The organism is Dactylosporangium sp. NPDC051485, from assembly GCF_040682015.1.
In the GTDB taxonomy this organism is placed as follows: domain Bacteria; phylum Actinomycetota; class Actinomycetes; order Mycobacteriales; family Micromonosporaceae; genus Dactylosporangium.
The window spans coordinates 19,902-42,876 of record NZ_JBFAZW010000041.1; the positions used below are offsets into that span (position 1 = coordinate 19,902).

The 22,975-nt window shown below is 71.9% G+C and carries 15 protein-coding genes and 1 pseudogene; 9 read left to right on the forward strand and 7 right to left on the reverse strand.

The window, feature by feature from the left end:
* Positions 1 to 9: 9 nt before the first annotated feature.
* From AB0M46_RS23400 to AB0M46_RS23430, 7 genes are all read left to right on the forward strand, one after another.
* Positions 10 to 1,266 carry a cytochrome P450 gene (locus AB0M46_RS23400; RefSeq protein WP_363339081.1) on the forward strand — a complete coding sequence of 419 codons (1,257 nt, stop codon included), beginning with the start codon at positions 10 to 12 and terminating at the stop codon, positions 1,264 to 1,266.
* Positions 1,263 to 3,008: a non-ribosomal peptide synthetase gene (locus AB0M46_RS23405; RefSeq protein ID WP_363339082.1), complete on the forward strand. Its 1,746-nt coding sequence runs from the start codon at positions 1,263 to 1,265 to the stop codon at positions 3,006 to 3,008. Before AB0M46_RS23400 ends, AB0M46_RS23405 begins: the two co-directional genes overlap by 4 nt.
* Positions 3,005 to 3,931 (forward strand): alpha/beta hydrolase, encoded by a 927-nt coding sequence (locus AB0M46_RS23410; RefSeq protein WP_363339083.1) that lies wholly within the window; start codon positions 3,005 to 3,007, stop codon positions 3,929 to 3,931. Before AB0M46_RS23405 ends, AB0M46_RS23410 begins: the two co-directional genes overlap by 4 nt.
* Positions 3,928 to 5,094, forward strand: coding sequence for a GntG family PLP-dependent aldolase (locus AB0M46_RS23415; RefSeq protein WP_363339084.1), 1,167 nt, complete (start codon positions 3,928 to 3,930; stop codon positions 5,092 to 5,094). The genes AB0M46_RS23410 and AB0M46_RS23415 overlap by 4 nt, the downstream gene beginning before the upstream one ends.
* 2 nt (positions 5,095 to 5,096) lie before the next feature.
* Positions 5,097 to 6,224, forward strand: a complete 1,128-nt coding sequence (locus AB0M46_RS23420) for a S8 family serine peptidase (RefSeq protein ID WP_363339128.1) — start codon at positions 5,097 to 5,099, stop codon at positions 6,222 to 6,224.
* Between the two features lie 413 nt (positions 6,225 to 6,637).
* Positions 6,638 to 7,351 (forward strand): hypothetical protein, encoded by a 714-nt coding sequence (locus tag AB0M46_RS23425; protein ID WP_363339085.1) that lies wholly within the window; start codon positions 6,638 to 6,640, stop codon positions 7,349 to 7,351.
* 421 nt (positions 7,352 to 7,772) lie between these two features.
* On the forward strand, positions 7,773 to 9,602 hold the full coding sequence (locus tag AB0M46_RS23430) for a hypothetical protein (protein WP_363339086.1): 1,830 nt from the start codon (positions 7,773 to 7,775) through the stop codon (positions 9,600 to 9,602).
* A gap of 98 nt (positions 9,603 to 9,700) precedes the next feature.
* Here AB0M46_RS23430 and AB0M46_RS23435 read toward each other — a convergent pair whose 3' ends face one another.
* A complete protein-coding gene (locus tag AB0M46_RS23435) occupies positions 9,701 to 10,141 on the reverse strand; it encodes a hypothetical protein (RefSeq protein ID WP_363339087.1) in 441 nt (146 codons plus the stop codon).
* A 326-nt stretch (positions 10,142 to 10,467) separates the two neighbouring features.
* On the opposite strand from AB0M46_RS23435, the gene AB0M46_RS23440 reads away from it, so the two are divergent.
* Complete coding sequence (locus AB0M46_RS23440; RefSeq protein WP_363339088.1) at positions 10,468 to 11,076, forward strand: hypothetical protein; 609 nt, start codon at positions 10,468 to 10,470, stop codon at positions 11,074 to 11,076.
* A 524-nt stretch (positions 11,077 to 11,600) separates the two neighbouring features.
* Here AB0M46_RS23440 and AB0M46_RS23445 read toward each other — a convergent pair.
* Positions 11,601 to 11,963: a hypothetical protein gene (locus AB0M46_RS23445; protein WP_363339089.1), complete on the reverse strand. Its 363-nt coding sequence runs from the start codon at positions 11,961 to 11,963 to the stop codon at positions 11,601 to 11,603.
* 2,032 nt (positions 11,964 to 13,995) lie between these two features.
* Between AB0M46_RS23445 and AB0M46_RS23450 the strand changes: the two genes are divergently transcribed.
* On the forward strand, positions 13,996 to 15,936 hold the full coding sequence (locus AB0M46_RS23450; protein ID WP_363339090.1) for a hypothetical protein: 1,941 nt from the start codon (positions 13,996 to 13,998) through the stop codon (positions 15,934 to 15,936).
* Between the two features lie 424 nt (positions 15,937 to 16,360).
* Here AB0M46_RS23450 and AB0M46_RS23455 read toward each other — a convergent pair whose 3' ends face one another.
* From AB0M46_RS23455 to AB0M46_RS23475, 5 genes and pseudogenes are all read right to left on the reverse strand, one after another.
* A complete protein-coding gene (locus AB0M46_RS23455) occupies positions 16,361 to 17,638 on the reverse strand; it encodes an MFS transporter (protein WP_363339091.1) in 1,278 nt (425 codons plus the stop codon).
* Positions 17,635 to 18,564 carry an endonuclease/exonuclease/phosphatase family protein gene (locus AB0M46_RS23460; protein WP_363339092.1) on the reverse strand — a complete coding sequence of 310 codons (930 nt, stop codon included), beginning with the start codon at positions 18,562 to 18,564 and terminating at the stop codon, positions 17,635 to 17,637. Before AB0M46_RS23460 ends, AB0M46_RS23455 begins: the two co-directional genes overlap by 4 nt.
* Before the next feature lie 166 nt (positions 18,565 to 18,730).
* Positions 18,731 to 19,336 carry a 2'-5' RNA ligase family protein gene (locus tag AB0M46_RS23465; protein WP_363339093.1) on the reverse strand — a complete coding sequence of 202 codons (606 nt, stop codon included), beginning with the start codon at positions 19,334 to 19,336 and terminating at the stop codon, positions 18,731 to 18,733.
* A gap of 362 nt (positions 19,337 to 19,698) precedes the next feature.
* The gene (locus tag AB0M46_RS23470) at positions 19,699 to 20,487 is read right to left on the reverse strand and encodes a hypothetical protein (RefSeq protein WP_363339094.1); all 789 of its coding nucleotides are present in this window, start codon (positions 20,485 to 20,487) and stop codon (positions 19,699 to 19,701) included.
* Between the two features lie 771 nt (positions 20,488 to 21,258).
* Positions 21,259 to 21,576 (reverse strand): annotated as a pseudogene (locus AB0M46_RS23475) (Lsr2 family protein); the annotation flags it as partial.
* Positions 21,577 to 22,975: the final 1,399 nt, after the last annotated feature.

A 22,975-nucleotide genomic window follows, 5' to 3' on the forward strand; every position in this document is an offset into this window, starting at 1 on the left:
GAGTTCCCGTTGCCCACTACTGCTGCCGAGCAACTCGGCCTGGCCCAGTTGCAGCTGCCGGAGACCATCGCCGATCCGACCGGGTTCTATGACCAGCTTCTGCGGACCGGGGCGGTGTTCGACCCGGTCGCTGGGGCGTGGCTGGTGTCCCGGCACGGCGACGTCCGGGCGGTGCTGGCGCACCCGGCCGCCTCGGTGCACATGGACCACGCCGCCGCCCTCAACCTGTTCCCAGGCGCGGGCCTGGAGGAGGCGTTCGCGGCGTTGGACATGCACGTGTCGTTCGTCGACGGCGACCGGCACCGGGCGCTGCGGCGGGTCCTCGCCGAGCCGGTCCAGGTCCGCGCCGTCCGCACCGGGCTCGCCGAACCGATCGCGGCGGCGGTCACCGCCGCCCTCGACGACCTCGCCGGGCAGCCGGTCGCTGACCTGGTGACCGGATTCGCCGCCCGGATCCCGATCGACGTCACCCGGCACCTGCTGGCCATCCCATCCTCGATCGGTACCGCGACGATCCGCCGCTGGTCCCTGGCGTGGGGCGACGTGGTCGCCGCTCCCGGGCACGTCCCGACCGTCGGCCGGGCGGCGACGCTCGCCACCGTTGCGGAACTCGCCGCGTTCCTCCGCCAACACGTCACCGGCCGCGAACACCAGCCCGGCACGGCGATGATCGACGCACTGGTGACTGCGATGCAGCACGGCGCGATCAGCCGGGAAGCGCTGGTCGCCAACCTGCTGATGCTGACCACGGCGGGCAGCGAAACCACCACGAACCTGCTCTCCGCGGTCGTCGCCGCCCTCACCGACGAACCCCGGCTGTGGAACGTCCTGGCCGACGATCCGGCGCAGATCCCCGACGCGGTCACCGAGCTCGGCAGGCTGTTCCCACCGACGCAGTACACCGCCCGCAGGCTCCGCGAACCGGTCGCCCTGCCGTCCGGGCCGGAGTTGCCGGCCGGGGCGAGCGTGGTGCTGCTGCTCGCCGCCGCCAACCGCGACCCGAGAGTGTTCGCGAACCCGACCCGGATCCTGCTCGACCGGGCGAGCCACCCGGCCCGTCCGCTCACCTTCGGGTACGGGTCGCACGTCTGCTTCGGCGCGCCGCTGGCCCGCCTCGAGGCCGAGACCGCGGTCCGGCTGCTCATCGAACGGTACGCCCGGCTGCGACCGTTACCAGGCCGCCAGTGGCGGCACAACGCGAACCTCCGCAGCCTCGCCACCCTGCCCATCCAGCTCGACGCCCACCACCCGGCCGGTATCCGATGAGCCGGCGCCCGAGGCCCGCGGCCGTCACCGTCGCCGACCTGATCTGGCAGCACGCCGACACGGCACCCGACCGTGTCGCGGTCATCGACGCCACCGGCGCGGCCGTCACCTACCAGCAGCTGACCCGCAGCGCCGACGCCGTCGCCGCGCACCTGACCACGGTCGGCGTAAGCGCGGACGAAGTCGTCGGGGTCTGCTGGCCCCGCTCGGTCGACGGACTCGTACAGCTGCTCGGCGTGTGGCGCGCCGGCGGCGCGGTGCTCTACCTCGACCCTGCCTGGCCCGACCGGCGGCTGCAGTACATGGCCGCCACCTGCGCCGTGCGTCACGTCCGCGCCGCCGACACCGCCCCGCACATCCCGGCCGGCGCAACGATGACCCGCATCGGCGCCGGCGCGGGTGCCGGGCTGGACCCGGTCCGCGGCCCGCTGGCGTACGTCGTGTTCACATCCGGGTCGACCGGCACCCCGAACGGCGTCCTGATCGAGCACCCCGGCGTCGTCAACATGGCCCAAGCGCTCGCCGAACGGTTCGACGTCCACGCGGGGACCCCGGTCCTGCAGCTGGCGGCCTGGTCGTGGGATGCCGCGATGTGCGAGATCCTCCTCGCCCTCACCGCCGGCGGTACCCTCGTGCTCGCCCCGGAGGACACCCGGACCGGCGGCGACGCCCTTGCCCGATGGCTGCGCAAGCACCGCGTCGAGGTCGCCACCCTCACCCCGTCTGTGCTCGCCGCGCTGCCCGCCACCAGCCTGCCGGACCTGCGGACCGTCGTCGCGGTCGGCGAGCCGTGCCACCCACGGCTGGTGCAACGGTGGTCCACCCCAGCCCGGCAGCTCTTCAACGGGTACGGACCGACCGAGGCGACCGTCGCGGTCACCGTCGGACAGCTCCACCCCGGCCAAGACGTACACATCGGCGCCCCGCTGCCCGGCGTCACCGTCCGAATCGTCGACCCCGACGGCCGAATCCTGCCGACGGGGGTGACCGGGGAACTGCTCGTCGGCGGGGTCGGCGTCGCCCGCGGCTACGCCGCCAATCCCGCCGCCACAGCAGCCCGGTTCACCACCGACCGGGCCGGGCGGCGCTGGTACCACACCGGCGACCTCGCCGCCTGGCGCACCGACGGCACCCTCACCTACCACGGCCGCCGCGACGACCAGATCAAGCTCCGCGGCCACCGCCTCACCCTCGGCGAAGTCGAACACGTCCTCGCCAGCCACCCAGCCGTCCTCGCCTGCGCCGTCGTCGCCGTCGCCGACCGGCTCACCGCGTTCGTCGCCGCCGACTACCACGACGGCCCGCCCGGCACCGGACTCGCCACCGAGCTGCGGGCGCACGCCGCAGCGGTGCTACCGCCGTTCGCCGTGCCAGACATCCGCGTCGTGCCGGCCCTGCCGCTGACCGCCGGCGGCAAGACCGACCGCGAGGCGCTGCGCGCCCAAGCTGACCCTCGCCCTGCACCAAACGACGACGCCGCCAACGCTGGCGGGTCACTGCCGACAGTCCTGCGGGTCGTCGCCGCAGCCGTGGACCTGCCGGTGCACCCGGAGACGGACATCGTCGCCGCAGGCGGGCACTCGCTGCTCGTCGCGCAGCTGTGCGTCGCCCTCAGTGAGGAGCTCAGCGTCGAGGTCCCCTACGTCCTGGTCGCCACCAATCCCAGCCCGGCCACGATCGCCGCCGCGATCGACGACCTCACTACCCGCCCGCACAGTACGGTCGTCGGGGACGCGGCATGAGCGCCCTGCTGACCAGCACCGCCCGGACGGTGACCGTTACGGGCAGCGTCGACCTCGCCGTCCACGACACCACCGGCTCGGCTGATGGCCCACCAGTGGTCCTGCTGCACGGCCTGGCCAGCACACACCGCTGGTGGGACCTCGTCGCCGCACGGCTTGGCGGACGGGTGGTCCGGTTCGACCACCGCGGCCACGGCCAGTCCAGCACCCCACCCGACGGGTACACGATCGGCGCGTTTGCCGACGACACCGTCACCGTCCTCGACACCCTGGACACCGGGCGGTGCCTGGTGGCCGGGCACAGCTTCGGTGCTGCCGTAGCCTTGGAGGTCGCTGCCCGCCGGCCCGACCTCGTCGCCGGGCTGTGCCTCGTCGACGGCGGCATCTACGACCCGCGGATCTTGTTCGGCGACAACTGGTGGGACGCCCGATACCGGATGCTCCTCGACCGGCGCATCGCCCCCACCCCGGCCATGCTCACGGCCTGGGCGACCGGCCGTGGCCTGCCCGCCGCAGCCATCCCGGCGCTGCTCGCCAACTACCAACCCGATCCCGCCGCCGGCCATCCCGCCGACAAGGACCTCGCCGAGCCCACCGGTCCGGGGGCCGGGCCGATGAGACTGCGGCTCGCCGTCGAGCACGAGGTCCACGCAGCCCGCAGCCTGTGGTCCCATGAGCCCGCCGCGGTCCTGGCGACGCTCCGCGCCCCGACGGTGGCGGTGCTTGCCCGCCCCGGCGACCCCGCTAGCGCCGCCCTGCATCTGCGGGCGTTGTTGGCGACGTTCGACCTGGCCGGACGGACCGTCCCGGTGCAGTGGCTCGACGGCGGCCACGACCTCCCCCTCGAACAACCCGACCAGGTCGCAGCAGCCATCACCAGGCTCGCCGCCCGCCTCGCCGTGACTCGGCGGGCCGCGGCATGAAGGCCAGACAGCGCGTGGTTGCCGATCTGCGCAGCGACACCGTCACCCGACCCACCCCCGGGATGCGCGCCGCGATCGCCAATGCCGCCGTCGGTGACGACGTCTACGGCGAAGACCCGACTGTCCAGCAGCTGCAGGAGCGGGTCGCCGAGCTGCTCGGCCACGAGGCCGGACTGCTGCTGCCGACCGGAACGATGGCCAACCAGGTCGCGATCCAGGCACTCGTGCCGCCCGGCGGTGAGCTGCTCTGCGCGGACGACGCGCACATCGTCTCCTACGAAGGCGGCGGCGCCGCTGTCCACGGCGGCATCACCACGCGCACCTGGACCAGCTCGGACGGGTTCATCGACCCCGCCACGATCAACACCATGATCCGCCCTGGCGGCGGGTTCGCGGTCCCCACCACCGCGGTCGCCGTCGAGCAGACCGCGAACCTCGCAGGCGGCGTCATCCACCCGCTCGACCGGCTCACCGCCTTGCACCACGTCGCCCGCCGCGCCGGCGTCGCCCTGCACTGCGACGGTGCCCGGCTCTGGCACGCCCACATCGCCACCGGCATCCCCCTTGCCACCTACGCCCGGCTGTTCGACACCGTCACCGTCTGCCTGTCCAAAGGACTCGGCGGCCCAGCCGGATCGGTCATGGTCGGCACCCAGAAGCGGGTCGCTGTCGCGCGGCGGCTGCGGCTGCGCGCTGGGGGCGCGATGCGCCAAGCCGGGATCCTCGCGGCCGCGGGCCTCTACGCCCTGGACCACCACCTGCCGCGGCTCGCCGACGACCACCACCGCGCCCAACTCCTCGCCACCACCCTCGCACCGACAGGCGTCGTCGACCCGGTCCGCGTCCACACCAACATGGTCCTGCTCGACCTCACCAGCACCGCTTGGACCGGCCCGACCCTGGTCCGGGCCGCAGCCTCACGCGGTGTCCTGGCTGTCGCGGTCACGGCCAACACGGTCCGGCTCGTCACCCACCACGACCTCGCCGACCAGCAGACCCACGCTGCTGGCGCCGTCCTGCTCGATTTGCTGCGCCGCCCGCACCGGCCGTCCCGCAGCAGGCGAGGCCGGGGCCAGTCTCGTGCCACCCACACCCTGACCGGCGCACCACCGGTCGAGGAACCAGCCGGCCGCGCACCGACCCAAGAAGGGGTGACCCGGTGAGCATGTTCCGACCGGTGCTGGCGGCGGCCGCCGTCCTCGCCGGCCTGACGCCGATCGTCGCCCTGCCGGCACCTGCGGCGGCACAGACGATCCGCGACCGCCAGTGGTACCTGCAGACCCTCGACGTCGCAGCCGCGCACGAGATCAGCACCGGCGCCGGCGTCGTGGTCGCGGTCCTGGACTCTGGCGTCGGCAGCCACCCCGACCTCGACGGACAGGTCATCGACGGCATCTCCTACGCACCCGGAACCGGCACCAGCCGTACCGACAACGACGGACACGGCAGCGCCATGGCCGGCATCATCGCCGCCAACGGTGGGACCGACGACCATCTGCTCGGCATCGCACCCCACGCCAAAATCCTCTCCGTCCGTACCGGGACCGGCAGCAAGAGTCTCGGCCGGACCAACATTCCGGATGCCATCCGCTGGGCGGTCGACCACGGCGCCACCGTCCTCAACCTTTCCGAAGGTGGCAAACTCGAGCGAGGCGGCGAGGACGCCGTCCGCTACGCCCTGGACCACGACGTCGTCATCGTCGCCGGCAGCGGCAACATCTCGGCGTTCGCCCCCGGCACAGGTGTCATCGAACCGGCCGCGTTCCCCGGCGTCATCGCAGTGTCCGCCGTCGACCGCACCGGCACCGTCTGGGACGGTGCGATCGGCGGCCCCGAAGTCGTCCTCACCGCCCCCGGCGTCGACATCCCCCTCATCTGCGCCGAGGGCGGCGGCCGGGTGGCCGGCTACTACCCCACCAGCAACGGCACCAGCAACGCCACCGCCGTCGTGTCCGGCGCCGCCGCCCTGATCCGCGCGAAATACCCCCAGCTGCCAGCCAGGGACGTCATCCAGCGCCTGATCAGCACCGCCGACGACGCTGGCCCACCCGGCCGCGACCCGGACTACGGCTACGGCCGACTCAACCTCATCAAAGCCCTCACCGCCCACGTCCCTCCAACCGCCGTCAACCCCCTGCTTCCCACAGCTGAGGCCACCGCCGCAGACCCGGACACGGGCCGGTCCGGCAGCGGCCTGTCCTCCGGCGCCTGGACTGCGGTCGGGGTCGGTTGCGTGGTGCTGGTCCTGGCGAGTGCCGGCGTCGCCGTCGTGTCCCGCCGCCGCAACACCTGATGCCGTCGAATGGCGTGGGACCGCGGCAGCACAGCTGGCCAGTTCCGCGCAGCCTCACCACACCGCAGTCGTGCGTCGCGGTCGGTGAGGCTCTTGCCCGGCGGCGCTCACCACGCCGCCGACGTGTGGCACGGTACCCCTGTGCCACAGGGCAGGCTCGGCGTCGCCAGTACCCGCTGGACCGGCCGCCCGTCACGGCGCGTCCAGCTCCTCGTGATACGTGCCCGTCGGCTGCGGAGCCTCACCTACGTCGAGCTCACCGAGTCCAGTCGGGCCATACCATCGGTAGCCGATGTGCCGGTACGGCAACCCGCGCCGCCGGCGAGACACAGACGCGCGGCACAGCGACACAGCGGCCGATTCGCACGACCGCGACCCAGTACGCCATCGAAGCCGACGATCAAAGGGCCATCGTGACACCGGAGTTGTCCAGCAAACCGCTCGTCATCCGCGGCCTCGTGGCCCTCGCCATGTCACTTCTGGGCCGCGTGATGATCGCGTGGCTGGTCGGCGACCCGCCCGCGGACGCCCAACTGGGGGTCGCGGCCGTCGACTACACCACCTGTGGCGTCGCGGTCCTCACCATGGCCTTGATCGGCTGGTGGGCGGGGACCAGTGCCCAGTCCGCGCTCAGCCGGTCGATCGACCGTAGGTTCACTGCCGGGCTGCGCCGGTGGCGCGGCATGCCCCGCAGCCGAACGCACGACCTGCTGTTCGTCAACGCGGTCGCGGTGTTCGTGCTGCGGATCAGCAACGCCGCTGTCCGGCCCGTCTGGCGGCGTTCGATCGGCCTCACGACGGCGGTCCTGCTCATCACCGCCACCTGGCTCGCTGCCGACGCCGTCACGCCCGCCCACCTGCCCACGACCGCCGGCGCCGCGGCCGCGGCCGCGGTATTCCACGGCCTCGGCGTGTGCTACGTCCAGACCGGCGCCGCCGCGGCGTGGGTCGGCTGCATCGTCCTGACCGGCAATGCGCTGCATGTCGCCGGACAGATGCTGCTCGGCGGCGAGTCCACTGGCCGGCCGGCGGCCATCCGATGTCCTGGCCGCCGGAGGCCTTCACGACGCCGCCGCGGAACTCCGCCCGCCGGACCGGCCGGCGACCGGGCATCACCGCGGTTCTGACACGTTCTGCCGGCACGGCATCTCCCGGCGCATCGACGCCGTCTACGGTACGACCCACATCCTGCCGGACCCGCTGGATCACACCGTGTTCGACACTTCCATCGCGCGTGGCCAGCGCTCATCTTCCAATGAAAGTCACGCTTCGATCGTGACCGCAACCGCGACGCTCATGGTCACCGGTGCCGCAGCCCGCCCGCCTGGAGGTCGTCATCACCCGTACGAGCCGGCACCACCGAACGGGCCATCGCTCAACCGCTGGCATCGTCGGGCAGCCGGCACCCAAGGCGTGTTCGGGCAGCATCGTTATGTTCGCCGCCTGATCGAGGGAAACACATGGCCGAGTCGTTTAGAGTCAATCACGGCCGGCGCGGACATGTTCCGCGACTCGTACCCGACCCGGTCGACCCGGCAGGAGACGCCAGTGCCGCTACGGTGGACCGAAGCGCTCGAACACGCGCGGACCTTAGCTGCCGACTGCTGCGCGGGCAGCGGCAAGCACGTCGTGGCCGAGGACCTGCCGTGGTGGGCGCTGCCCATCTACGTCTGCGCCCACCACCGGCAGACGCCGCTCACGGCGGTGACCGCTGCCGACCTGCGGTACCGCCTCGCCGACCGCGACGCGCTGCTGACCTGGCTCTACGCCGGGCTCACCGCGATGGGTCACGCCGTGCACCCACCGGCGCACACCGACACCGACGCCGGGGAGGCCAGCGCCGTGATCGCCTGGCTGCCGCACGCCACCACCCGAGCGCTGGTCGGTGAACCGCTCAACGACCGCGACCGCCGGCTCCTGCCGCAAGCCGGCCGCCACGCCGACGACGACCCGGTTGTCGGCTGCTGGACGTGGGGCACCACGATGGTGTCCACCACCGAGGAGAGCAGCGACGGACTCGCCTACCCCCGTAGGCCGTCGTGCGCGCTGTGGGACCGGCTCCCGGCGATCACCGCCCTGATCGACGAGCATCTCATCACGGTGCGCGGCGGCTGGCCTGCCGGCGCCCGCGTCAAGGTCAGCGGCCTGCCGCACACGCCGCTCGGTGTTGCCGAGTCCAGCGTGTACGGCAACCGGGCGCGCGTGCTCAGGCCGCTCTGGGCGCTGGACCACGACACGGCCACCCTGCTCGACGGCCCGCCGATCGGCTACTGGCTGGCCTACCGCAGCAAGACCCGCACCAGATCCGACAGCTACCCGGACGGCCCCGTCGCCGCCGACCGGCTCAGCATCGACCTCGACCCGCTGCACCTGGACCGGCTCGACGAAGCGGCTGCCGCCCGGCCAGCCCCGGTCACCGCCGCGAAACAGCCGTCGGCTGGCTCCAGCGCCACCAGCAGTCCGGTGGCTGCTGCCGGGTCGCACCGTCCGCGCAGCACCCCGATTGTCGACTCTGGCGAGCTGTACCGGACGGCTGCCGTGCGGCGGCTGTGGTCCCTGCGCGACGACGAGCTGATCGCCGTCGGAGACTCGACGCCGCGGCGTATCGCCGAACGCATCGTCGACGGCTCCTACCCCGCGCCGCCGGACCCGCCCACCGATCTGACCCTCTACCAAAGCGACCACCTGACCAGCAGCCCCAGGCTGCCACAACCGCCGCTGCAGCACCTGGTCACCGGTGACCGGCGACGGTACCTGCTGCAATGGCTGCCCGAGGTCACCCACGAGGACAGGACCTCGGCGCAGCAACGGCAGCGCCTCGACGGCCTGACCTCGCGCCCCACCCCTTTCGAGGTCCGCCGGTTCATGGCCGACGAAGGATTCGTCGAGATCGCCGACCTGCACGGCGACGCCGGCCCGGCACCGTCACCCAGCCGGGTGCGCCCGGCTTCCGACCCGCCGCCCCCCGACACCGGCCAGCCAATCCACGTGCTGATGTGCCGCCCGGCTGACGCGCAGCTGGCCAGCCTTCGCACGTGTCCCGCCACCGACGGCAGCTGGTGCCGGCTGCGCATCTACTACTGCGTCGAACCGCTGGACACGTCGATGTTCGAGGCCGGCATCGGCGACTCCTCGATGCGGCCGGTCTTCGATACCCCGCTCCCGGCCCACCTCTGGCACGGCACGATCGGCAACGACAACGCCGGCAGCATCCGGGTGCGCCTCACCGTGCTCCGCGCGTTCGCCCGCCCGGTCATCCCCTGGCCCCACCCGGTGCCCCACCGCGTCCTCGGCCTGGACGGCTCCGACGGGCGCCGCGCCGACCTCATCGCCGGCCTCCCCGACTGGGTCCACGACCTGTTCCCCCTTGCACCCTGACGCATCCCCCGACCACCGACAGACTGCGCACGACGGGCTCGGCGGACGAACGGCGAACCCATGAAGCCATGCCCGAAATACGTCGTTAGCCCAAGGGGCTACGTCCGAGGCGAGCCGGCAACCGCACGGGCGTCCCACTCGTCCAGCGCGTGCCGCAGGCGCGCCGCCACGGCAAGGTCGACGCCGGGCCGGCTCGCCAGGTGGCGCAGGTATTCCTCGGCGCCCTGCACCAGTCCGGACCAGGGATGTGTCGTCACCATCGCGCGGTGCGTCTCCTCGGCCGCGATGTGGCTCCAGGAGTCGAAGTCCCGGTCCTCGTCGCCACGCGCCGCCGGCTGGTGGTGGCCCGCAACGTAGGTGCCGTCCGCGTTCTGACACTTCCATTGATTGCGGTCCAGCGCGCACCGTCTGCACGCCAGGGTGCCGACCATCTGCGGGAACCGGCGCCGCCACTCCTGGTCCAGGGCGTAGACGTCCGAGGCCAGCGGGATCGGCTTGCCACACAGACAGCACGCGATGCGGAACTGTGGGCTGCGCATACCGCCAACGATACGTATTGGTCGATGTTCGTAGGGTTCACCGTGCCGCCGACCACGCCGCCCTGGCCATCGCCACCCACGAGCCGGTTCCGGTTATAGCGAACCTGCCCACGAGGTGACGTCTTGGCGCGGCGCTTTGCCGTCCTATACACGCGAGTGTGGACGAAATACCCGATAGCGGGCATACAGGGCGTCGCCGGTGGCAGTTGATCCGGGCGACACCTGGACAGCGATGGGCTTCCGGCGGCTTGGCGTCTGCCTACACATGCTTCGCGGTATACGGCACCGTGGAGAGTCTGCCGAGCGCGCCGGTGACGACATGTTTCGTGGCTGGCATATTCTTTGGCTTCATCGCGATCTTCGGTCGTATCCCGAAATCCGTGAACCTCGCTGAGGGCAATCTGAAGGTCCCTGAGTACGAGCAGGTTCTGGATGAGGCTGCCGACGACGTCCGGGACGACCCAGTCAAGGCGATCGCCAAGGTCGAGACCCTGTTCCGTACGGATCGAAAGGCTCAGGTAGACCCGGCTGCACTTGCACAAGCGCGAACTGTCTTCAATACCGCCGTGTTCGTCGCCGTGAAGGCGGTCTTGGCGAAACCAGAAGACCTCGTTGTCCACCCGGAGGGCTCTAGCGAAGCACCTGCGGTCGTAAAGGCGGCGGGCGGTCCGAATGTCGTGCTCGATGTCGAATACCTTGGCGCCGACTTGAGGACCCGCGAGGCTGCCAGCCTTATCCGGAGGCTGCGCGCCGCCGGCGCAACCAAGGCCCTGGTAGTCACGAACTCCATCCTTACCGCGAAAGCATCAGATGCGCTCGTACTCATGGCCGGCCCGGACCTCATGCTTAAGGTGCATTCATGGGAAAACGGCCCACTCGACCGGCTTCGACTTGGGCCGTACCTGCGGCAGCTGGGCGCAGCGACGAAGCCTTAAGGCTGGCCGTTGGTTTGGAGCAACCGAAGACTGCGGGGACGTGCGGCAGATGTCGCGGAGTTGGCACAGGGCGACGGCGAGTTCGCCGTTGAGCCGCGGCCCGAAGGGCTTGTCGCTCGCCGCGATCAGGTCGGTCTTGAGGTGTTGTCGACAGGGGGGAGGCTGGGCGTGAAGGAGTTTGTTTCAAGCGTGGTACGGAAATCTGGCCGCAGGGGTAAGACTTTGTGGCACATGTATGCCTTGCCCGATTTGGGGCTGGACACGGCCCTGGAGTCGTTGATCTTGTGTAGGTTCGCGATTCGCGTATCCTCTTCTCGTTCTGCGTGTCCCTTGTCCGGCCCATGGGACGCGGAAGTGAGACGTCCAGGATCTCGATCATCTGCTGGCCCTGCGGGCGTGCTCCGTCCGACCGCTTGCGACTGGATGGGAACGACCGCTCGACGGGGCTCTCCAGTAGGTCCGCCGAGCGCTGCAGGTCCGTCGCGGTGTCTCACGGCGGCCTCCGCGTGCGCTGTCGCACAACCTCAGCGGGATTCCGCGGCGTTCGGTCCCTCCTCAATCTGGAGGCGATAGGCGGCAACCTTTGCGCGCAGGGCGTCGATGTCGTTCAGCAATTCGTCCAGGAGCGCGGATGTTGCCGGGGAGGGCTGTGGAGCTGCTTGTTGGGTTTCGGGCACACGCAGTACCCATGTACCGCTACCTTGGCGCGACTCAAGGAGCCCGGCGTGGATTAGGGGCGCGAGGGCGGCCCGAACTCGGTAGATGTTGGTCAGGACTGGATAGCGTGCCATCAGCTGATCGAACGTGTCGAACTGGTCTTCGACATCCCACTCTCCAGCGGTAAGACGTCCTTCGAGATCGCGGGTCACCGCAGCAACATTCTGCACTCCTAGAATGTATCGATGAATCCTATGTGTGGCAAGCGGCTTTGTAGCAGCTGTGCGAGTGCCAGCTCTCGGGCCCGAGCCGGCTCGTCATGCTGGGGTGGACGTCGTCTCGCGTGGTCGGGTCCGTTTGGTGAGTCTTCGCCGTGCGGACGGGGAGGTTGCCGCGGGCGTGGCGTGGCCGAGGGCGGGTGTGGAGGTGTTCCAGCCGTCGATGCCGTGGCGTACCTTCCGGTGGCGGCACGGGCAAATGCACTACTCGGGTACGTATTGGTCCTCGACGATGCGGGCGCATGTGATCTACGAGTAGCGGCTGAACTGACGCGCCTGCACGTCTACGCCCTGCCACCCGATGACGCGGTCGCCGTGATGGCCGCCACCTACCGGCACTTCCGGAACGGACGGAACCTGCCCAACCTGGCCCACCAGCCAGCCCGGTGGCTGCACCTCAGCGTTGAACGGCTCAACACTCACCTCGACGAGGTCACGGCCGCCCAGCAGGCAGCACTTGGCACAGCCAGCCCTTCGGGAGCACCTCACGACCGTGCCAGCATCTACCCTCCACATTGGACCGGCGCTGGTGGCGGCACACCATCACCGTCGACGCGGTGCCCGACGAGCCATGGCGAGATCTCCGCCTCGCGGTCCGGCACGCGGCCACCGAGGCACTGGGCCCTACGCCGTTGCGCCGCTGCACGAACGCGGCAGACCTCACGTCACCACCTCCTACAGCATCGGGCATGTCGACATCGGGCCCCACCTCGGCGCCCTCAACTACGTCCGGGCTGGACGTGCGCAGCTCCCGGTCCAAACCGTGGAACTGGTCGCCGTCGACTAACACGCTGACATGGGCATCTACACATGGACGACGATCGACACCATCCCGCTCTCCACCGCAACCGACGCCACACCAGCAAGGCCGGCGACGCGGGCACCCTCGTGATCAGCCACCGCGCCCCGTCCGGGCCGCAGCGCTACGCCAGTGTGCGCCGGCGCCGCCAGTGGGCCGAGTCGTCACGACCAGGCGTCACGCGTCGGGCCATCCATAAGGGATACTGATCGGCATGGCCACGATCGATGCCTACGCACAGGCCGTCGCCCGCGGGGACACCGGCCAGTGGCGGGCGTCTGTCGACCACGCGGCGGCGCTTCTGCACCCGCCCGGCAGGCCCTAGCACTCCTACGGCACCTATCCGCAGTACGAGATCCGGCTGGAAACCGCCGCGCTGCTCATCTACGCACTGGCCGCCCAGCGCGGCATCGACCCAGCCCAGATCAGCGCCACTGACCTGCTCACCTGGATCACCGAGCGTCCCATCCACCAGCCCGTGCCCGGCGCCACTGCGACCCACGACTCGAGCAGTCGCCTCGCCAACGCCTCCCACAGCTGGCGGCGGGCCGACCTCGCACTGCTCCTCCGCGCAGCCGGGCACGATGTTCCCGAACCCGCGAACCGGGGCCACGGTCAGCCGGCGACCGATCCGGTGATCGCGCAATGGCGGGCCCTGGTTGACCGGGACCCGCCCCCAGAAGGTTATGACCTCAGCGACATAGTTCCCGGCCCCGTGCTCGGCTACGGACTCGCTGAGCTCAGGGCTGCCCTGCACCGTGCCGCCCCTTGACCGCCGACGCAGGGCCAACGCCGCCAGATGCACCCTCGACCCGGTCCCGGCCGCCGCGCCGCAGCAGCTACCTGCCTGTGTCCGCAGGACGGCACGGACTCGCGGTCGACTCCAGCCCAGCCGGCCCCGCGGCCACCAAGCGTTGGCCAATAGCAGCCCGCTCCAGGCCCACATCACACCCGGGGACACTGCTGTGAGACAACAAGCAGAGGACACGATCCGACGGCCACAGAACACCAGCTCAGAGGCTTCTCGCGGGACAGCGGAAACGCGAACCTACATCTTGGGTTGTCGATCTGCCCTCGACGGCTTCCCGCTCACGATGGCTCGCGGCGCTGCAGGCCGCTGAACGTGCCCGCCGCCAGGCCAAGAAATCGCCGAGGAAGCGCCGCTGACCGGGACAGGAGCTCTGCATGGACCTGACCGCGGTGAGCGGCGAGATCACCGCTCTGCTCGGACCGGCCCGGGCTGAGCAGGTGCGGCGGTCGTTGGAGTACACGACCCGGTTCGCGTGCCCGGTCTGCGGCCGGTACGGCGACGCGGGCCAGGAACCGGCCGATGCACTGCTGTATGTCGACATGGGCATCGTGCAGCGTCCCGGAGGCCCGACGATCGACATGCCGCCCGGACCCGCAGAGCCGGCGGTGTTGCGGTGGTGGCTGACCCGCACGCACCGCGGCTGTGCCGGTCCGCGGGTGGTGGCATGGCCGTCACCGGGCAGCGGACCCGACGACGGCGGGCAGAGCACGGCGGTGGCGGAGCCCGGCGTGCTGGCCGGTGTGGTGCCGGGTGCTCCGCCGCACGGGTGGGACGCTGTCATCGCACCGGTCGGGGACGGGTTGGCGGTGATGCATTGGTGGCAGGCCGTCCCCGCCGGGTACGTCGTGCGCGGCCCGGGCTGGTCTGGCGAGGAACGGTTGGTCGACGACCTCACCGGGCTGCTCCGCGACCGCGGCGCCTGGGACTTGACCGGGCGTCTGGAACTCGACCAGCTCACCGACGCGCCGCATGTCCACGGCTGGTACGCCGAACTCACCGCGCCGGGCCCTGCCGGACCGGCACGCGAACAGACGCGCGGGCCCGCGACCGGGACAGGGTCGGAGCCGGGAGCGGGGTCGGTGACGGTGTGGACCGTCCCGGCGTTGCAGGACCGCCTCGCTCGCTCCGGTGCGCCTGCTGTGGTGGAGGGGCTGCGCCGGCCGCTGTGCACCGTGGACGGGCTCCCCGCAGCGTGGGTGGCCGCCGCGCGCCACGGGCGCCGGATCCTGCTCGTGGTCCACCCGCCGACCCTGTGGGCCGCTGCGCACGCCGGCGTCCGGGTGCCAGGGCCGGCGGACCCGATGGTGTTCCGGGCTCGGCTCGACCGGCCGCTCGGTGGGCTGGTCCACGCCGGGTCCGTCCCGGACACCGACCGGGCCGCCTCGGCGGCCCCGGCGTCGCGGCCGCCGCGTCCGGCCGCGCCACCCATCGACGTCGACCGGTTGTGGCAGGCCGCCCGGCAGCGGGCCGGTGACCTCGGCCGCGCCGCCCGCGCGGACCGCGTCGCGCCGGCCGGGCGACGGCTCACCGTGGAGCCGGAGCTGCTGCTCGCGCTGGTCCTCACCGCCTTGGCCCGAGTCCACGACCAGACCCCGCAGCGGGTCTCCGTCGCCGAGGCGGCCCATCGGCTGGGCAAGCTGGAGCAGCTGTACAGCTGGCTCGACACCGTCCTTTCGCCGACCAGCGTCCGCGCCGACCTCGCCGCCGCGCGGCAGGTCCGCGCCGGCGGCGTCGACCTCGACCCGTTCGGCACGTCGATGCCGATGCCGGCGTGGATCCTCGCCGAACAGGCACAGCAGGTCGCCGCCCGGCAGTGGCTGATCAACGCCGGCGGCCTGCGCCTCGGCGACCGGGTCCGGGTCCTCCCGCCAGCCGGTGTCTTCCCCAGCCACCTGCCGCACCTCGGGGACGGTCCCGTCACGATCGCCACCGCGCCGTCGATCGGATGGCCGGTCCTGGACCACCCCGAAGCCTCCGCCGCCACAGCCTTCACCACCAGACCCGGCCGCTCCTCGAGAGTGCACCCCGGCACGGACCTCCTGCTCGCCGACGACAGCGACCCCCGCGCGCTGCCGCACGCGGTCTACAGTGCACTCACCGACCTGCGCACCAACCAGCCGGGCGGCAACGACCACGGACTCAGCGTCGAGTACTCCCGGCACCTGCTCCTCGCCCGCGCGGCACACCACACCATCCCCGCGGTCCGGGACTGCTTCGACCAGATCGCCGCAGCGCCCACCGCCAGCACGTACAAGACAGCAGTCGTCGACGCCATCGGGCGCCTGGAGCACCTCAGCAGCACCGACCCGACGTGAAGGGCCACCAGCCCTGACAACCAGTCCCGGTCGCTGGACCCCGAGCGGCATGATCGGTCCCGGCGGCCGGCTGACAGGCGATCGGCCCGACCATGCCCGCGCAGTAAGGTGCGAGCTGTGAGGCGTTTGAGGTGGAGGTCATGGTGATCGACCAGCACGGCGGAACTGCGACAGCGAGCAACCGTGAGTGGCCAGCGGCGCGGGCAGTCGCCCTCGCCGACGCCGCCCAGGGCTTCACCGCCCAGGATCGGATGTCCTGGGATTACCGGGTGGTGCGTGACCTGGTCGCGGTGACCGCCGTCCGCTGCTCGCATCGCCTCCAGGAACCCCGCCCGGTCCGGCGGATCGGCCGACAAGGCGATCACGACCTGCCGGGGGCTGCGTCGACCTGCTCCACGACCGGTCTCGTGTCCATCACCAGAGCCTATCGCCGTCCCTCGATCGGTGGCACCGGGTGCTGGGCTTCGGCCGGTGGGGTGCCGGCCGGGTCCGGTGCTGCGGACGCGGCCGCGGGATGAGACCGGGGTGGCCGGCCGGCCAGGGAGCCGGCCGCCGCCCACAGAGTGACGGCCACGACCGGCACGGTGAGCAGCGCGGCGCACAGGCCGGCGTGCTCGCCGATGAACCCGATCAGCAGCGGCGCCAGCAGCGGCCCGCCTCGCTGCATCATGCTGACGGCGGTGACGGCCGGCGCGACCGGCTGCCCGGGCACGGTTGCGGCGCGGGTCATCGCGGCCGGGATCGTGCCGGCGACGGCCAGCCCACACACGGCGAACGCGGCCAGGGTTATCGCCGGTGCCGGCACGGCGAGGGCAACACCCGTCGCGGCGGCGGCCAGCACCGCACCGCCACGCACGACGGTTCGGGGCCCATACCGGCCTGTCAGCCAGTCCCCGCCCGCTCGGCCGGCGGCCATCGCCGTCTGCGCGGCGACGACCGCCGCACCGGCCACGGCGGCCGTCGCGCCCAGCTCGGTGAGGTAGATGGCACCCCACGATGCCGGGACGTCCTCGATGAACGTCCCGCACGCGGCGACCAGACCCGCGGCGGCGACCAGCCCCACCGGCCGCGACGCAACCAGCTCCACGTCCGACCGCCCCACCGCCGTCGCGGCCGCGGCTGTCGGGCCGGGACCGGGTCGGGGCGGTCGTTCGGGCAGCAGGAACCGGCGACAGCCGACGACGACTGCGACGACCGCCGCCGCGACCGCCGGCAGATACCCGCGCAACGGCAGCGCGGCGCCGGCGGCGCCCGCGCCCAGCACCCCACCGGTGATCGCACCGACGCTCCACGCGGCGTGGCAGGTGTGCAGCAGCGACCGCCCGTACCGGTGCTGCACCTGCAGCGCCTGCACGTTCGCCGCGACCTCGATGACCGCGTCCAGACAGCCCAGCAGCAGGAACACCGCCACCAGCCACGCCAGGTCGCCGGCCACGACGAACGCCGCGTTGAGCACCGCCAGCGCCGCAATCCCGGCACACAACGCGGGCGCCGACCCCCAGCGGCGCACCACCCAGCCGGCCGCCGGCCCGGTCAGGAGCGTGCCGACGGGATACCCGCTCAACGCCGCTCCCCAGCCCGCCGCCGACACGTGCTCGGCCGACTGCAGCTGCGGATAGAGCGGCACCACCGCGGCGAACGCCGCCCCGTTGACCGCGAACAGCACCGTGACCGCCAGCCGCGCCCGCCGTGGCACGGTCACGATCCCGTCATCGCGGCCGGGTCGACGTCGATGATGACCGGGCAGTGGTCGGTCAGTCCACCGACCCGGGCGGCGGCCACGGCCTGGTAGCGGCGGACCGCCCGACCGGGTGCGCGGTGGGTGGCGTACCAGCGGTCCAGGCGGCGGGGCGGATGCCGGTCGTCCGGGTGGTGCCCGGTCGTCGGGGTCCACGGCGTGTCGGTGAGGATCGCGCAATCCTGCAACCGGCCCAGGTGCGGGGCTTCGAGGCGGTGCGCGGCGCGCCGGTCGACGTCGCCGTCCGCGTCGAGCTGGTAGACGTGGTGGGCCTGCCACGGCAGCCCCGCGTACGGGTCGGCGTCGTAGAACACCAGCTCACCGGTCGACGGGTCGCGGACCTTCGTGGCGCCGATGTTGTTGAAGTCGCCGCCGACGAAACCGGGAAGGTCGTCGCCGTGCATGGCGCGCAGGATCTGACTGGTGTCCTGTACTGCCCAGTTCTGGTCGAACGGGGGCAGGTGGACGCTGCCGGCCCTGGCCAGGACGCCGTCGCCGAGGTCGAACACGGCCGTGACCAGCGAGTGCCACATCCCCGCCGCACGGCCGAACCGCTGTACCCGACCGGGCACCGGCGCGACCGAGTCCTCGTGCCACAGCAGCCCGACATGATGGACCCCGCCACCGACGGCCAGCAGCAGGTCCTCGGCGCGGGCGCCGGTGTCGCAGCGACGCCCGACCGCCTCCGCGAGACGCCGCAGGCGGACCGCCGCACCCCGTGCCTGGGCCTTCCGGTGCTCGGCCGGGCCGGGAACCCTCAACTCCTGCACAGCAACGATGTCGGCGTCGAGCTCCCGCAGCAGCGCCTCCACGCCCGCGTAGCGGCGTTCGTCCTCCTCGCTGCCTGCGCCGTACAAGTCCAACGCGTTGATCGAAACCATCGTCGTCATCGAGCTTCTCCCGTTCTCGTACCTGCAACTGCTGGCTCGGTGTGCGGCGCGTCAACTCCTGCTCCGCGCCGTCGGACTCCCCGCTCGCTGCGCGTCCCCAGGTGCGCGTGCAGCCGGCGAGGTTGGGCACCTCCGCACGGCACCGGGGCGGCGCATCAGGGGCAGGTCAGCCGGTCAGTGACACGTCCCGGACGTGCCGCCAGGTGATGAACCGCCCGTCGTGGGACTGCGCCACCAGCGACACCTTGCTGACCAGGAAACTGACCGGGCCGTGGTCGTGGTCGGACAACGACACCTTCAGCGGCCGATGGTCGAAGGTTGCGACGCCGTACGCGAGCGACGCATGCGGGTAGTACAGCTCCGGGATGAGCGGGAACCGGTCCCTGGTCACCGCGCGGGTCGCCTCGCCCGTCAGCTGCCACAGCTGGCGGGCGGGTGCCCCTGGCCGGCCAGCACATTCGAGCGCGACCCGTCCCGGGGCTGGCCGGTCCAGGGTCAGCTCGAACGGCGCGATCGCCGTGCAGCCGGCCCGGACGAGGTCGACGACCTGCTCGACCTCTTCAGCGCGGAAGGCGTCGACCGGCCCGGAGTGCAGCACCGTGACATGCGTCCACTGCGGAGCCACCGGCGCGAGGCCGTCGCGGTGGGTCAGCTCCCGGTATGGCTCGAACAGCGCCGTCCGGACCCATTCCGGGTCGGGAAGGATATGCCAGTGATAGTCCTCCCGGCCGGCTGGCCACCGGCCGATGACGGTGTCGAAGAAGTTCGCCATCGATCCTCCTGAACGTGGTGGTGCCACAGGTCGCGGCTACTGAGCGTCGTCGATTTCGTCGGTGTACGGGATGTCTGGCCAGTGCTGGTCGAGGTGACGGAGTTGTAGTGGGCCGAGGTGGGCTGCGCGAATGCGGTAGCGGTTCGCAGCGGGCGTGGCGGATGGCGGGGAGGTTGACGCCGGTGTGGCCGGTGACGCCGAGGGGTCGGCTGAGGCCGGGGCGGACGCTGATGGTCACGGGGTCGTCGGCGGGGTCGATGAGCCGGACGTTGACCAGGCTGGACCAGCCGAGTTTGCTGATCACGGCGTGTCGATGGCCGACGTGGCGCCGGCCTGTGCACGGGTTCGCGGCCTCGCGGGCGCTACCGGTCGAACGGGCGAGGGTGCAGTGCGCAGCCGAGTGTCGGGCTGGTGGGGTCCGTGACGTGTTGTCGATCGACGTAGATGATCTGGTCCAGGACGTTCGAGGCGCTGCCGTGGACGGGTGCGCGCAGTCCACGTGCGAGGACGGCTGGGTCCCGGTAGAGGGTCTCGGCGAGCAGAAGCCCAGTGTCGGCGTCGAACTCCAGGACGCGGCGTACCGGCTTGACGGATGCGGACCGGCTGAAGAATGGGTCGCGTTCAAGGCCGACGGCGCTGACCGTGATCGTGGACCGGCCAGTGGCGTCGCGGATACCGACCTGGACGTACAGGTCCGGACGCCGGGCGAGCGCGCGGAGAGTTGCCTGGCGTTGCCGCAGGGTCGCGTTGTGTTCCTGTGCCAGCCAGCTGATCCGGTACAGCAGGTACAGATCGGCGGTGTCGCTCGGACGCGGTGGGTACGGGTTGGCGAGCACGAACCGTTCCAGGGCGGCCGGGTCCTCGGGTGGCACGTCGAACCAGGCCGGGTTGTCGTCGCGGAAGTCGATGGAGTCTTCGTACGCCTGGTCGCAGACTGGGCTGCCGGCGTCCTCGCGCAGGCGCCGGACCCAGTGTTGTCCGCCTGGTCCGCTCCACGCCTGCAGCCACGCGTAGATGGTCGGCTCGCCGCCGCGGATTTCGTACGGGTCACCGCCGGTGCGGAACTCGATGTAGTCGACCGGGCCGGGCTGCACGTCGACGGGTGCCGGCCGCATCCGGTCGGCGATGATGGCGAGTTCGGCCGCGGGCACACGGACGCCTTGGACCCCCGACACCGCAACTGGCCGGGCGGCGGTGTGGGCGGTTGACGCGGTGACGGGGTGGGTCGCCGTGTTCGCCGTGAGGACCGCGATGGTGAGGGCGCTGGTCGCGTGTGCGAGCCGCCGGCCGGGCCGCCAGTGTCGTCCGCGTCGCCCGGCTGGAATTGCTGCCGGCCGGTGAGCGATCGGTGCGGGTGGCGATGGTGGGGTCCGGTGGTGGATGGGCAGCACGTCGGGTGTTCCTTCCGATGGGTGAGGTCGCAGCGGCCGGGTACACGTGCGGCCAGTACCCGATCGTTGGTCATGGGGTCGGCTGGTGATGGCCATGGCCCGGGCGGTGATCGGCGCACCGGCAGCTGCGCATGCAGCGGCGACGGCGCCCCCGGCCGGCCGGTGATGCGGGCGTGTGCTCTGCCGGTGCCCGCTGCGCGTCGGGTACGACGAACAGGTCGGCGGCGGTCTTCGCCGGTGCGGCGGTCTTCGCCGGTGCGGCGGGACCGGTGCCCGTGTCACGCGCGGCGTGCGGCGCAGCGCGGCGTGCAGGGCCGGGGGACGGCGACGCGGTGGCCGTCAAGGGCGATGCAGGGGTCGGCGGCTCCGCTGGCGTGCAGCACGATCGGTAGGACCGCAACCGGGGTCGCGGTGCTGGTCGCGGCCGCTGCCGTGGGGGGCGTGACCTGCCAGGGTCGACCGGTCCGTTGCCGTTGGGGCATCGTCAAGGCCGTGGTTGGTCCGCGGTCGCGGGTCTGCTCCGGGCGTGGCCCGGTGGTATGCCTCCACGATGGTCGTCTTGATCCGGCCGCGGTCGCCCACCTGGTAGCCGGCGGCATGAGCCCATTCCCGGATGGCGGTGTTGGCCGTCCGGTGCTGCGCGGCGCCGAGGGGGCGTGCCTGCCTACTGATGCGGCGGGTGGCGTTCGCGGCCCGCACGAACGGGCCGAGCGCTTCCCGCAGCGCTGTAGCGTGCGTCGTGGACAGGTCGATCGTGTACGCGGTGCCGTCCAGCTCGAACTGCACGGTTTCGTCTGCGTGGCCTCCGTCGAGGTCGTCGTCGAGCATGTGGATGGTGCGTTTCGCCATGGGTCTCTGCCGTTCGTGTCGGAGTCAGCGCTGGTGTGGTGCGGTCTGTCCACGTCGCCGATGCGCCAGCTGGAGCGCTGTTGACGGGTCTGCCCCGGGCCGAGGTCGTGTGCGGGTGCGGGCAGGTGGCGGTGGCGGCTCGTTCCGCGGCGTCGCCTGGCAGCGGGCGGGGGTGAGCTCGGCGTGCTGCTGCGGCGCGAGGTCGGGGTACTGGTTGGTCTGCTGGTGCAGACGTCGGGGGCCCGCGCGACGGTGGTGGAGCTGTAGGCGACGGCCACGCCGATGCAGTACCGGCGTGCGTGGGGGTCGAGGCCGGTGAGCCGGAAGCTGGTGGTGGCCGCTTGGACGGTCGCGGCGACGGTCGCCGGTGCGTCGTCTTTGGCGACGAACAGGATGGTGGGTCGTGTCCCGCCGCTGGGGTCGGTCCAGGCGATATCGATCGTCGTGCCGGTGTCCCGCACGATGCGCACGTCACCGGCGGGCAGCAAAGCCGGTGTCCACGGCGCCCGGGTAGGGATCGGGCCGGCGATCGGCGGCCGAGTGGCAGCCGGTTCGCGGGCGGGCACGAGTATGGCGATGGCGGCCACGGTGACGGCGGTCGCCGATGCGACGCCGAGACAGACGACGATCGTGACGAGCGTCCAGTACGGCAGCGACCGTCGCCCGGCCACGTGCCGACGGCGCCAAGCGGACCGGGCCGGCGATGCTCCAGGGATCGGAGCGTCCCGGCGACCGGTCGCCGCGGCCGGTGCCCCGTCGCGGTCGTGGCGTTCGGCGGTGAGACGATCGACGAGGCCGGCCAGTTGGGTGACCAGTGGATGGTGCTCGCTCAGGCCGGCGACTGCGGCCGGCGCAAGCTGTGCGGCGAGGTGCCAGGCTGCGTCGTATCCGCCGAGCTGCATCCGCAGTTGCGTCAGCTCGACGCCGATCCGCACCACATCGACGTGGTCGGTGCCGTACTCGTCGACCAGGTGGTTGTAGGCCAGGGTGAGGGCCGGTTCCGCGGTAGCGGGTCGGCCGCGGGCGGCGGTGACGGCGGCGTCCCCGGCCATGGCCAGCAGCACCGGCCATCGGGCCGGGTCCCGCGGCTGTGGATGGTGCCGGGTGATGTCGCGGTAGCAGGCCGCTGCCTCGTCGAGCCGGTGTTGCGCGGTGAGCAGCCGCGCCTGGGTGACGGCGAGCATCGCGGCCTGATAGGGGCCCAGACCGGTCCACGTGGCGAGGTCGGCGATCAGGTCGTCCGCGGCGTCGACCCGGCCGAGGGCAAGCATCGTTTCGGCGAGCATGCGGGTGGCATCGACGGCGTCGGTGTGGTCGACCTCGACGTCGTGCTCGATCCGCGACCGGACCTCGATCAGGAGCTGGTATGCGCCGGCGAAGTCGTAGGCCGCCAGCCGCA